We start from the raw sequence: 14,101 nt of genomic DNA, 5'->3' as shown, positions 1-14,101 counted from the left end.
ATTGCTATTTCTTGTAGCTTGACAGGGACATTATGGACAACATAAAAGATAAAATTTTGAACCGACGATCGAAGCTTTCATCCACCCAGCGAGAACTGCTCGAGAAACGGCTACGGGGTGAAGTAAATCCCTACTCGAAAACAGAAATTATTCCCAAACGTTCCCAAACAGGTCCTGCTCCTCTATCCTTTGCTCAACAAAGGTTGTGGTTCCTCCACCAGTTAGATCCTGGCAATCCCTACTACAGTGAACCAGCATGTATAAAGCTAACAGGTACGCTTAACGTCAATGCCCTGGAACACAGTCTTAATGAGATTGTACGACGCCATGAAGCGTTACGCACTACGTTTGAGATGGTGGCAGAACAGGCAGTCCAAATTATTCATCCCACTATCTCTGTAGTGCTGCCAGTGGTAAACCTACGCTCCCTGTCAGAAGCTGGGCAAAAAGCTGAAATTGAACAGTTAACAAAAGAGATAGCGCAAAAGCCGTTTGATTTAGCAGTTGGTCCGTTGCTGCGAGCCATACTGCTACAAACAGATACTCAAGAGTATTTATTGCTGTTTGCTATCCATCATATTGCCATTGATGGTTGGTCAATAGGAGTGCTGATCCGCGAACTAGCAATACTTTATGAAGCCTTTTCTACAGGCAAAACACCCCCCTTATCTGAACTCCCTATTCAATATGCAGATTTTGCAGTTTGGCAGCGTCATCGGTTGCGGGGAAAGTTACAACAGACTCAGCTTTCTTACTGGCAGCAGCAATTGGCAGGCGCTTCAGCTTTGAATCTGCCTACTGATCGCCCTCGACCGCCAATCCAAAGCTTCCAAGGTGCAGTCATCCCTTTTGAGCTATCAGCGAGCTTATCGGATAGACTCAGATCCCTGAGCAACCAGGAAGGGGTAACCCTGTTTATGACTCTATTGGTAGCCTTCCAAGCTTTACTGTACCGCTACACTGGACAAGAAGATATCTGTGTTGGCTCCCCAATTGCTAATCGTAACCAAAGTGAGATTCAAAAACTGATTGGTTTTTTTGCTAATACTCTTGTGCTGCGGACGCATCTTTCTGGTAATCCAAATCTCTTAGAATTGCTGAATCGAGTACGTGAGGTATGTGTAGGTGCCTATGCCCATGCAGATATACCTTTTGAACAGCTAGTGGAAGAGCTTCAGCCAGAGAGAAATCTCAGTCATATGCCCCTGTTTCAGGTAATGTTTGCCTGGCAGGAAGATGTCCAAAGGGAACTAACCTTGCCTGGTTTGACGCTGGATTGGCTCCCGGTACACAATCAAGCCGCCAAGTTTGACTTGACCCTGTACATGGTCGATTCTGAGCCAGAAGTGAGAGGAGCACTGGAATATAGTACAGCTCTGTTCAACCCTGAAACTGCTACTCGAATTGTTAAGCATTTTCGTGCGTTGCTTGAGGGTATTGTTGTCAATCCACAAGCAAGATTATCAGACTTACCCCTATTAGGGACAGATGAGTTACATCAGTTGCTGGTGGGGTGGAATCATACCGAAGTTACCTATCCGCAACAGCAATGTATCCATGAGCTATTTGAAGCGCAAGTGGAGCGTACTCCGGAGGCAGTGGCGCTGGTGTTTGAGCAGCAGCACCTGACCTATGACGAGTTGAATCGTCGGGCCAATCAATTGGCCCATTACCTGCAGGGCCAAGGCGTGGGACCTGAAACCTTAGTAGGGGTATGTCTAGAGCGCTCGGTGGCGATGGTGATTGCACTGCTAGGGGTGCTGAAAGCGGGGGGTGCGTATGTGCCTCTGGATCCGAGCCACCCTCAAGAGCGACTGGCCTATATCCTAGAAGACGCACAGGCCCGTTGTTTGCTAACGCAAGCAGCTCACGTTGGCGTGCTACCCACCTCAGTTTCCCCTCTGTGCCTAGACACCGATTGGGACTGCATTGCTGAGAGCCCCAGCTATCCTCCTGCTCCAGTTACCGCACTCGAGCAGCTCAGCTATGTGATCTACACCTCAGGGTCCACCGGAGCCCCCAAAGGCGTCCAGATTCCCCATCAGGCGTTGAGCAACTTCCTATATAGCATGGCTGAGTATCCAGGGCTCAGGGCTGAGGACCGACTGGTCTCAGTCACAACCGTCGCTTTTGACATTGCAGCCTTGGAGTTATACCTGCCACTCCTTCAAGGAGCTCGATTGGAGGTGGTGAGTCGAGAGGTCGCCTGTGATGCTCATCATTTGGCTCGGCGACTAGAGCAATTTGACGCGACAGTGCTGCAAGCGACTCCAGCCACCTGGCAGATGCTGATGTCAACGGAGTGGTCCGGGTCATCTGCATTGCTAGTGTTCTGTGGCGGGGACGCCTTGCCATTGGAGTTAGCCCATCAGTTGTACGCTCGCAGTGCAGGGGTCTGGAACCTGTATGGACCGACCGAGACGACGATTTGGTCTGCGGTGAGTGAACTGAGGGCTGAGTGTGAGACAGTGCCCTTAGGCCAGCCCATTGCCAACACTCAGCTATATGTGCTGGATAAAGCCGGACAACCCACTCCCATTGGGGTGCCAGGTGAACTGCACATTGGTGGCATGGGGCTAGCCCGAGGCTATTACCAGCGCCCCGAGTTAACAGCAGAACGCTTTGTGCCCAATCCCTTTAGCCCCACACCTGGGGCCCGTCTGTACAAGACTGGGGACTTAGTCAAGTATTGCCGCGATGGCAGCCTGGAATACCTGGGTCGCCTCGACCATCAAGTGAAGCTGCGGGGCTTCCGCATTGAACTAGGTGAAATTGAAACGGTGCTGCTGCGCCATTCATCTGTCTCACAAGCCGTGGTGGTCGCTCACCAGAATGCCTCAGGCGAGCCACAGTTAGTGGGCTATGTCGTCCCTGCCACTGCCAGTCTCTCCCCCTCAGCGTTACGGCGTTACCTGCAAGAGCAGCTTCCCGACTACATGGTGCCTGCAGCCATGGTTCTGCTGAAGGAATTGCCCCTCACCCCCAATGGCAAAGTCGACCGCAAAGCCCTACCAGCCCCCGAGTATCAGCACCTAGACACTTCAGCAACGGTTGCAGCTCGCACCCCCATCGAAGCGATGCTCGTGAGCATTTGGGCAGACGTGCTGAAGCTAGAGACCGTCAGCATCCAGAGCAACTTCTTTGAGTTAGGCGGCCATTCCCTGCTGGCAACCCGGGTGATGTCGCACGTGCGTCACGCCTTTGCCGTAGAGGTGCCCCTGCGTCGCCTCTTTGAGCATCCCACCATTGCTGAGTTAGCGCCTGTCATTGAAGCTGCCCTCCATGAGGAACAGGGCCTCACCAGTCCTCCCATAACCACTATCGAGCGCAGCGGCCCCTTACCCCTCTCCTTTGCCCAACAACGGCTGTGGTTTTTGGCCCAACTCGAACCAGAAAGTCCCTTCTATCACCTGTCGAGTGCCCTGCGACTACACGGTTCCCTTGACATTGACGCCCTCCAGGCCAGTCTCCAGATTCTCCTGCAGCGTCATGAGGCCCTGCGCCTCGGGTTTGTCAGCCAAGAGGGCCATCCTGCCGTAGATCTCCATCCCACTGTAGAGGTGCCCCTGGCGGTCATCGACCTGCAAGACCTAACAGCCCAAGGGCAGGAGCAAGGGGTCCAACAGCTGACTGGGAGCATCACCCATCAGCCTTTTTCCCTCGACCAGCCCCCCTTGCTTCGCGTCGTCCTGCTGCAATGTTCCCAGCAGGAGCAGGTGCTGGTGTTTGCCATGCACCACATCGTCTCCGATGGCTGGTCAATGGGCATTTTAGTCAGAGAAGTGGCTCAGCTCTATGGGGCTATTGTCACAGGTCATGCCCCTTCCTTATCCCCCCTACCGGTTCAGTATCTAGACTATGCGGCTTGGCAGCGGCAGTGGCTCCACGGTGAGGTGCTAGAGCAACAGCGGCAGTACTGGCAGCAGCAGTTAGCAGGTGCCCCGGAAGTGCTTGAGTTACCCACGGACCATCCTCGTCCGGCGGTGCAGACCTTCCGGGGAGCGACTCAAGCCTTTGGAATTACCCCAGAGTTAACCCAGGGATTGAAGCAGTTGAGTCGGCAGCAGAACTGCACCCTGTTTATGACACTGCTGGCTGCCTTTCAAGTGGTGTTGAGTCGCTACAGCGGCCAAGCGGACATCGTGGTGGGCTCTCCCATTGCCAACCGCACCCGTAGGGAAGTGGAAGGGTTGATTGGCTTTTTCGTCAATACCTTAGTGTTGCGCACATCCTTGGCGGGGCAGCCCTCCTTTGTGGAGGTATTGCAGCGGGTACGGGAGGTGACCTTAGGGGCCTATGCCCATCAGGATATGCCCTTTGAGCAGGTGGTGGAACTGCTGCAGCCGGAGCGGGCATTGAGTCATTCCCCCCTGTTTCAGGTGATGTTTATCCTGCAGAATGCGCCCCAGGAATCGTTGGCCTTGCCAGGGGTAGCGGTGGAGGTACTCGAGAGTGCTCCAGAAAGCGCCAAATTTGACCTGACTCTATCGCTGCAAGAGGGTGAGGCGGGGTTGCAAGGGCAGCTAGAGTACAACACCGACTTATTTGCCGCGGCGACCATGGCACGTCTCATCACGCATCTGCAGCAGGTGTTAACGGCGGTGGTGAGGCAGCCGGAGCAGCGGGTTAGTGACCTACCCCTGTTGACCTCTGCTGAGCGGCAGCGTCTTCTGGTGGAGTGGAATCAGACGGAGGCTGAGTATCCAGAGGCTTGTCTCCATGAGTTATTTGAAGCGCAAGTGGAGCGTACCCCGGAGGCAGTGGCGCTGGTGTTTGAGCAGCAGCACCTGACCTATGACGAGTTGAATCGTCGCGCCAATCAACTGGCCCATTACCTGCAGGGCCAGGGGGTGGGACCTGAAACCTTGGTGGGAGTATGTCTAGAGCGCTCGGTGGCGATGGTAATTGCACTGCTAGGGGTGCTGAAAGCGGGGGGCGCTTATGTGCCTCTGGATCCGAGCCACCCTCAAGAGCGACTGGCCTATATCCTAGAAGACGCACAGGCCCGTTGTTTGCTAACGCAAGCAGCTCACGTTGGCGTGCTACCCACCTCAGTTTCCCCTCTGTGCCTAGACACCGATTGGGACTGCATTGCTGAGAGCCCCAGCTATCCTCCTGCTCCAGTTACCGCACTCGAGCAGCTCAGCTATGTGATCTACACCTCAGGGTCCACCGGAGCCCCCAAAGGCGTCCAGATTCCCCATCAGGCGTTGAGCAACTTCCTATATAGCATGGCTGAGTATCCAGGGCTCAGGGCTGAGGACCGACTGGTCTCAGTCACAACCGTCGCTTTTGACATTGCAGCCTTGGAGTTATACCTGCCACTCCTTCAAGGAGCTCGATTGGAGGTGGTGAGTCGAGAGGTCGCCTGTGATGCTCATCATTTGGCTCGGCGACTAGAGCAATTTGACGCGACAGTGCTGCAAGCGACTCCAGCCACCTGGCAGATGCTGATGTCAACGGAGTGGTCCGGGTCATCTGCACTGCGAGTGTTCTGTGGCGGGGACGCCTTGCCGTTAGAGTTAGCCCATCAGTTGCATGCTCGCAGTGCAGGAGTATGGAACCTGTATGGACCCACCGAGACGACGATTTGGTCTGCGGTGAGTGAACTGACGGCTGAGTGTGAGACAGTGCCCTTAGGCCGTCCCATTGCCAACACTCAGGTGTATGTATTGGACAAAGCCGGACAACCCACTCCCATTGGGGTACCAGGAGAACTGCACATTGGTGGACTGGGGCTGGCCCGAGGCTATTACCAGCGCCCGGCGTTAACAGCAGAGCAGTTTGTGCCCAATCCCTTTAGCCCCACACCTGGGGCACGTCTGTACAAGACTGGGGATTTGGTGAAATATCGCCGGGATGGCAGCCTGGAGTACCTGGGTCGCCTGGACCATCAGGTGAAGCTGCGGGGCTTCCGCATTGAACTGGGTGAAATTGAAACGGTGCTGCTGCGCCATCCAGCTATCTCACAAGCCGTGGTGGTTGCCCACCAGAATGCCTCAGGCGAGCCGCAGTTAGTGGGCTATGTCGTCCCTGCAGCTGCCAGTCTCTCTCCCTCAGCGTTACGGAGTTACCTGCAAGAGCAGCTGCCCGACTACATGGTACCCGCGGCCATGGTTCTGCTAGAGGAATTGCCCCTTACCCCCAATGGCAAAGTCGATCGCAAAGGACTGGCAAAACTCAACCCCAATCTTGATCTAGACACGACTTATCGAGCTCCTACGACTGAACTGGAGACAATAATTGCAGACCTTTGGAAAGATATCCTGCATCTAGACAAGGTTGGTATTCACCATAATTTCTTTGATATTGGTGGACATTCTTTACTTGTTGTTGCTATCCATAGCAAACTGCAAAACAAACTTCAGCGTGAGTTTCCCCTAATCTCTCTATTCAAATATCCTACTGTTGGTGATCTTGCCCAGTATTTAAGTCAAACAGCCGGTCAAAGCAACTTGATTCGCGAGGCTAAGCCTTCCAAGAAAAAGGGAAAGGCTTCTATAAGACAACAGAAGCATCTGCGACAGCGCCATCGAGAGACAGTCAATTGGCAACGCTCAACTTAGATTCATATTGCTGATTCGAACAGCCAGGCCTTTTTAAACACACTCAGCTTTCTTGATGAGAATGAACTATCCTTCTAGGAATTTTATAGCTTCTCAGCCTTGTCAGGCTAGTAAAAGGATCATGCAGCTATTCAATCCGTCTGCTCAATCCCAATTGGTTGAGCAAGCGATCGAAGAGAAGCTAGCCGTATTGGCCCAAGCTTTTTTACATGAAAATTTATCAACGACCGACATTGACTTCGAGCACTTAATGGAGAGATTTAGCGACAGTGAGTTGCCGAGAGCGCCTTTCGAGTTTGAACAGTATTTTCCATCCCTAGCTGAAGATATTGTTACCCATGCGGTGCATACTTCCTCACCACGATTTATTGGTCACATGACATCGGCCTTGCCGTATTTTGTACGGCCTTTAGCCAAGTTAGTAACGGCGCTTAATCAAAATGCTGTCAAGGTAGAAACTGCTAAGTCTCTAAGTCCCTGTGAGCGTCAGTCTTTAGGGCGCATGCACCGATTAATTTATCAATACTCCACCGATTTTTATAAACAACATATCCATAACCACCAGAGCACATTAGGGATTTTAGTCTCGGGAGGAACAGTTGCCAATATTACAGCCCTATGGTGTGCACGGAATAATGCCTTGGGAGCTCGTGGTAAATTTGCTGGGGTTGAACAGGAAGGCTTATCCGCAGCTCTGAGTTTCTATGGATACAAAGGAGCTACCATCATTGGCTCCAACCTCATGCATTATTCCTTCGACAAAGCAGCTGATTTACTGGGAATCGGCTCACAAAATTTAATCAAAATTCCGGTTGACGATAGAAATCATATTGATCTAAAGTTATTGCATCAGGCAGTTTTGCATTGTCAATCGCAACGAAAACTCATTCTCGCAATAATTGGAATTGCAGGCACAACCGATGCTGGTGGTATAGATCCACTGCATGATATTGCCTCTATTGCCCGGAGTGCTAAAACTCATTTCCATGTTGATGCAGCTTGGGGAGATCCTCTACTATTTTCTCGCCAGCATCGCCATAAGTTAGCAGGCATTGAGCAAGCAGATTCAGTAACTATCGATGGTCATAAGCAGATGTACTTACCCATGGGGATTGTCATGGTATTTTTTCGCAATCCTCACTTGGCCAAAGCAATTGAAAAAAGTGCCAGTTACACCATTCGTAATGGCTCCCTGGATCTCGGTAAGCGATCCTTAGAAGGGTCTCGACCAGGTATGGCCCTATTCTTACATGCAGCGCTGAACTTGATTGGGGTAGAAGGATATGAGTTCTTGATCGATGAAGGACTGCGCAAGACCCAATACATGGCAGAGCGCATTCGCACCATGCCTGAGTTTGAGTTAATTGCTAAGCCTGATATTAATTTATTAGTTTATCAGTACATTCCGGAGCCATTTAGAGAACGTGCTACTCATAAACAATTAATTAAAAGTGATTACTGCGTCATTAGCCGGTTCAATGAGCGACTGCAAAAGGTTCAACGCCAGGTTGGCCGAACCTTCATCTCTCGCACGGTTAAAAGCATTCGTCATTTTGATCAAGAAGTAACAATTGTAGCTCTGAGGGCAGTATTGGCAAATCCACTAACGAGTGAAACTGATATCGACGCTGTTTTAGATGATCAACTTCAAATTGCGGCCAGGTTAGAAATAGAAACTTCACTAGAAGGGCCTGTCAGAGTTGTGTAGGTGAGCTACCTAATATATTCAAAAGACCAACTACTCAGTACGTGTTTAAAGTAGAGACTAGGAATTAATAATGGCAACTGATTTGCAGATAAACAAAAATATATCTCCGAAAGATGAAATTGCCATCATTGCCATGTCAGGTTGTTTTCCCAGAGCCAACAATGCTGAGCAACTGTGGCGAAATTTGCAGGGGGGAATTGAATCAATCTCTTTCTTTGCAGATGAAGAATTATTGGCTGCAGGGGTTGACGATAACATGCTCAACGATCCCCACTATGTCAAAGCAGGAACTCTGCTGGATGACATTGACAAGTTCGATGCTGATTTCTTTGGTTTTACCCCTAGGGAGGCCGAGATTGCCGATCCCCAGCAACGCCTCTTAATTGAATGTGTCTGGGAAGCACTTGAGCAAGCCGGCTATGACCCGGAGCAGTACTCAGGTCCAATTGGCCTATTCACCGGAGCCGGCCTCAGCACCTATTCTCTCAATAATCTATATCCCAACCGTCAGTGGTTAGAATCTGCGGCTGGGCTAGAAGTACTGACCCGCAATGATAAAGACTATCTATCTACTAGCATTTCTTATAAATTAAATCTTAAGGGGCCGAGCCTAACGATTCAGACGGCCTGCTCTACCTCGTTGGTTGCTGTGCACTTAGCCTGTCAAAGTCTGCTTAACGGTGAGAGTGATCTAGCGATCGCAGGTGGCGTTACCATCAAAGTGCCCCAGAAAACCGGTTACCTTTATCAAGAGGGTGGGATTGCGTCTGCCGATGGTCACTGTCGAGCCTTTGATGCCAATGCCAAAGGTACAGTATTTGGCAATGGTGTTGGAGTAGTGGCCCTCAAGCGTTTGGAGGATGCATTAACAGAGGGCGATCGCATCTTAGCCGTGATCAAAGGCTCTGCCATTAATAACGATGGGGCGCAGAAAATCGGCTACACTGCCCCCAGCATTGATGGTCAAGCCGCTGTTATCTCTGAGGCCCTGGCGGTAGCTGAAGTCAATCCTGATACCATCAGCTACATTGAAGCTCATGGTACTGGGACTTCCCTTGGCGACCCCATTGAGCTGGCGGCACTGACCCAGGCATTCCGCACTGGCACAGATCGCTGTGGCTTCTGCGCCATTGGATCTGTGAAAACCAACATTGGCCACTTAGATACCGCTGCCGGCGTGGCTGGGTTGATTAAAACAGTTCTAGCCCTCCAACATCGACAGATTCCCCCGAGTCTTCATTTTGAGCAACCAAATCCCCAAATTGACTTTGAGGCCAGTCCCTTCTATGTCAATACTCGCCTACAGCCGTGGGCAGCCAATGGCACTCCACGGCGGGCTGGAATTAGTTCCTTTGGCATCGGTGGCACCAATGCCCATGTTGTGTTGGAAGAGGCCCCAGCTCTCCCTCCCTCCGGGGCGTCTCGACCCTGGCAAATCTTACCACTGTCAGCCAAAACACCCACGGCTTTAGAAACTGCCACAACTCAGTTGGCGGATTATCTCCAACAGCATCCTGATGCGAACCTGGCAGATGTCGCCTATACCCTTCAGGTGGGGCGGCGCCCATTTGAGCATCGTCGCCTTGTGGTCTGTCGAAACCTTGAGACAGCAGTCCAAGCCTTAGGTGATCCCACGTCGCCATCGGTTCTGACCCAGCTCAGTGACGATGAGCATCAGCCAATTGTGTTTATGTTCTCTGGTCAGGGGGCCCAATATCTCCACATGGGACGAGAGCTCTACGAGCATGAACCCGTGTTCCGAGAGCAGGTGGATGGATGTTGCGAGTTACTGCACCCCCATCTCGGTCTAGATCTACGCCAGGTACTCTATGGCGATAGTCCAAAGGACGATGCTGCGGCTCAACTACGGCAGACAGCGATCGCGCAACCGGCTCTATTTGTCGTGGAATATGCTCTGGCTCAACTGTGGATGAGTTGGGGAATTCGGCCAGAGGCCATGATCGGCCACAGCATTGGTGAATATGTTGCGGCCTGTTTAGCTGGAATCTTTTCCCTAGAAGATGCACTGACTCTAGTTGCAGCCCGGGGACGCTTGATGCAGCAAATGCCTGCCGGTGCTATGCTCTCGGTGCCACTATCTGGAGCAGAGATTCATCCTTGGCTCAGTGATCAGCTCTCTCTTGCCAGTCTCAATGCCCCTGCTTTATCAGTGGTGTCAGGGTCTGACGCCGCCATCGAAGCGTTGCAGCAGCGTTTATCAGACCATGGTATTAAGAGTCGTCGACTGCATACCTCCCATGCCTTCCATTCATCCATGATGGAGCCTGTACTCAGGCCTTTCATGGCGCAGCTGCAGAGCCTCTCCCTCAATCCTCCCCAAATTCCCGTAGTTTCTAACCTTACGGGCACCTGGTTGACAGCAGCAAAAGCCACCAATCCGAGCTACTGGGCTAATCATCTGCGTCAACCGGTGCAGTTTGCTGCGGGAATGGCAACTCTACTACAGGAGCCCAAGTACATTTTCCTGGAGGTGGGTCCTGGCAGAACCTTGAGTACGTTCGCAAAGCAACAAACGACAGAGGCTTTAGTGCTAACGTCGTTACGACATCCTCAGGACACTACCTCTGATCAAGCAGGGATTTTAACCACCTTAGGTCGCCTCTGGCTAGCAGGGGTGCCAGCGAACTGGAGCGGATTTACAGCCCACGAATCGCGGCGACGGGTACTGTTGCCAACCTATCCCTTTGAGCGTAAGCGCTATTGGATCGATCCACCTCAGGGATCGGCAGAATCTTCTCAGCCTCATTTGTCCGAACTAAAGCGCAAACCTGATCCGGCAGATTGGTTTTATTTGCCAACCTGGCAGCGAACATTGCTACCCAAACCAGATGTCAACCAGCCCCATCACTGGTTGTTATTGACAGATACCTGTGGTATTGGAGATGGACTAGCGAACCGCTTAAATCAGTTGGGTCACTCGGTTATTACGGTCTCCTTAGGTAAGCAGTTTTCGCAATTGAGTTCCATCTGCTATGAAATTAATCCCCAGGAGCAACAGAGTTACGACGCTCTAATTCAAGCCCTAAAAGCTTCGGACCAAATTCCGGAGAAAATCGTTCATCTATGGGGAGTGACGGCTGAATCCGAAACACCGTTACCGTCTTCAGCTCAAGAATTTCAGCCCTACCAAAAGCGGGGTTTTTACAGTCTCCTATTTCTCACGCGGGCAATTGCTCAACAGCTAACCAATCCTCTCGAGATATATGTTGTGACCGATCAGATATATGAGGTCACTGGAGGAGAATCCTTAATTCCAGCAAAGGCCACTGTCTTAGGACCATGTAAAGTCATCCCTCAAGAGTATCCGCAGCTTACTTGCCGCAGTATTGATATTCAGGTACCTAAGTCGGCATACATTGATACTCTAATAGAGCAATTACTAGCGGAATGCACAACATCCTCGACTCATCCGGTGATTGCCTATCGAGGGAATCATCGCTGGACTCAAACCTTCGAACCAATCCGTTTACCTGCTACACAGAAGATTCACCCACGATTAAGACAAAATGGAATTTATTTACTAGTTGGTGATCTTGTTGATGGTATGGGATTGTCCTTTGCTCAATCTCTAATAGAAAAAACTAAGGCAAAGATTGCATTCATTGGTCATCTGGGACTTCCACATCGAGAGAGTTGGCAAGCTTGGTTAGATACCCATGATGGTTCAGATCAGACGAGTGATATTATTCGTCAGTTACAGGTATTAGAGGATAAAGCTGAGGTATTTCTGATCGAATTCAATGATACTCAAACCGATCAAATTCAGGCAGCAATTCATCAAGTTCTGGAACACTTTGGCAAGATTCATGGTGTTCTATATCTTCCCGAAATTACAGCCGAAAAAGCAGTGTCTGCCATTGAAGAAATAGATCTAACCGATTGTGAACAACACTTTCAGAAGATTTATAGCTTATCGAGTCTATGCAATGCCTTACAAGGAATTTCACTAGACTTCTGTCTCTTACAGTCTTCAATGTCTTGTGTTTTAGGAGGTTTAGGACTAGCTAACTATGCTGCAGCTTATCTAAGTATGGATGCTATTATCCATCAACAGAATCAGATGCAAAAAGAGATTCCCTGGTTAAGCGTCAATCGTCAAGCGTTTCACACTGGGCGAAAAACAGAATCTCAAAGTGAATCGCTTCCTGATTTGTCAACTGAATTGGCGATGACACCAGGGGAAGTCTGGGAAGCTTTTCTACGGGTATTAGCTAGGGTTGATGCTGGTCAAGTTGTCGCTTCTACTGGAGACTTGCAGCAACGATTTGATCAATCGATTAAACTTGAACCTAAGAAAAGCCTAGAGGTGCTTAAACAGCATGCTAGGCCTAATGTTCAGAGTACTTATGTGGCTCCTCAGAATGATGTAGAAGTTGCGATCGCTCACATCTGGCAAACCCTAATTGGCATCGAGCAGGTCGGTATTCATGATAATTTCTTTGAGCTGGGGGGCCATTCTCTGCTGGCTGTACAGGTGACCTCTCGCTTACGAGAGATATTCCAGGTCGATCTGCCGTTAAAGGCTATTTTGTTCGATGCACCGACCGTTGCAGGACTAGCCACCATCATTAGCGAACAACAGTCGCACCTGGAGACGGAACACGAAATCGCGGCGTTTGTTGAAGAGATTCAGAATTTGTCTCCAGAGGAGATCGATCAAGCACTGGCTCAGGAACTGTAATCTAGCTAGATCGCAAACTATAGAACAACTGGGAGCTTTCCATGGATTTCAGCTTATTTTATTTCTCTGGTGACGGGTCAACTGATCAGCCTGACAAATATCGGCTATTGCTCGAAAGTGCAAAATTTGCAGAACTGCATCACTTCTCTGCCCTATGGACGCCAGAGCGCCACTTTCATCCTTTTGGTGGGCTCTATCCCAATCCCTCACTCACCAGTGCGGCCCTGGCCATGATCACAGAGCGGGTCAGACTCAGAGCAGGCAGTGTTGTGATGCCGTTGCATAATCCGGCTCGGGTGGCTGAAGAATGGGCCGTCGTGGACAATCTGTCTCAGGGTAGGGTTGACCTTGCCTTTGCCTCGGGCTGGACCCTAGATGACTTTGTCTTGTCTAACGAAAGCTATGGGAATCGCAAAGATACGATGTGGAATGGTATCAGCGCATTGCAAAAGCTATGGGCTGGGGAACCTATAGAGCTGTTAGATCCAGAAGGGAAGGCTTTCCAGCTGAAAACATTTCCCAAGCCCCTTCAACCCGAACTCCCGACTTGGATCGTTTGTCAATCGACTAACACCTTCCTCAAGGCTGGTGAAGTGGGGGCCAATGTGTTGACTTCTCTCCTAAGCGGAAACTTAGAAGAAGTGGCTGCGCAAATACAGGGCTATCGTCAAACTTTAGCTGAACATGGACATGATCCCCACGCCAAAAAAGTAGCGATGATGCTACACACCTTTGTTGGAGACGATTTTGACACGGTTAAGGAGCAGGTTAGGCAGCCTTTTTATAGCTATCTAAAGACCCACCTTGGATTGCTAGAACAGTTGGCAAAAGGGCTTAATGTTAATATCAGCTTGAAAGAGTTTTCAGATGACGACATCAACAGCTTGTTGTCGTTTGCCTACGAAGGATGGCTGAAAGGAAGAACCCTGATCGGCTCACAAGAAACCTGCGCAACAATGGTTAAGCGGCTTGAGCAAGCTGGAGTCGATGAAGCAGCTTGCCTAATTGATTTCAATCCTGATGTTGATGCAGTCATGAGTGGGTTGCCACACCTTAAAGAACTAAAAGATAATTTTCAGAGTCCAACCAGACGAATGGCTGAGACTTACTAAGATAATTCAAAGA

At 50.5% G+C, this 14,101-nt stretch carries 4 protein-coding genes; all 4 read left to right on the top strand.

Going from position 1 to position 14,101, the window contains the following annotated elements:
- Positions 1–32 precede the first annotated feature (32 nt).
- The 4 genes from XM38_RS09530 to XM38_RS09515 all read left to right on the top strand — a co-directional run bounded on the left by XM38_RS09530 (position 33) and on the right by XM38_RS09515 (position 14,088).
- On the top strand, positions 33–6,566 hold the full coding sequence (locus tag XM38_RS09530; protein WP_080814315.1) for a non-ribosomal peptide synthetase: 6,534 nt from the start codon (positions 33–35) through the stop codon (positions 6,564–6,566).
- A 61-nt stretch (positions 6,567–6,627) separates the two neighbouring features.
- Positions 6,628–8,274: a pyridoxal-dependent aspartate 1-decarboxylase PanP gene (gene panP / locus XM38_RS09525; protein ID WP_225889454.1), complete on the top strand. Its 1,647-nt coding sequence runs from the start codon at positions 6,628–6,630 to the stop codon at positions 8,272–8,274.
- Positions 8,275–8,344: 70 nt separating this feature from the next.
- Positions 8,345–12,976 carry a type I polyketide synthase gene (locus tag XM38_RS09520; protein WP_080814319.1) on the top strand — a complete coding sequence of 1,544 codons (4,632 nt, stop codon included), beginning with the start codon at positions 8,345–8,347 and terminating at the stop codon, positions 12,974–12,976.
- 41 nt (positions 12,977–13,017) lie between these two features.
- Positions 13,018–14,088: an LLM class flavin-dependent oxidoreductase gene (locus tag XM38_RS09515; RefSeq protein WP_080814321.1), complete on the top strand. Its 1,071-nt coding sequence runs from the start codon at positions 13,018–13,020 to the stop codon at positions 14,086–14,088.
- Positions 14,089–14,101 lie beyond the last annotated feature (13 nt).

The organism is Halomicronema hongdechloris C2206 (assembly GCF_002075285.3).
GTDB classification, from domain to species: domain Bacteria; phylum Cyanobacteriota; class Cyanobacteriia; order Phormidesmidales; family Phormidesmidaceae; genus Halomicronema_B; species Halomicronema_B hongdechloris.
This window is presented reverse-complemented; position numbering and strand designations above follow the sequence as displayed.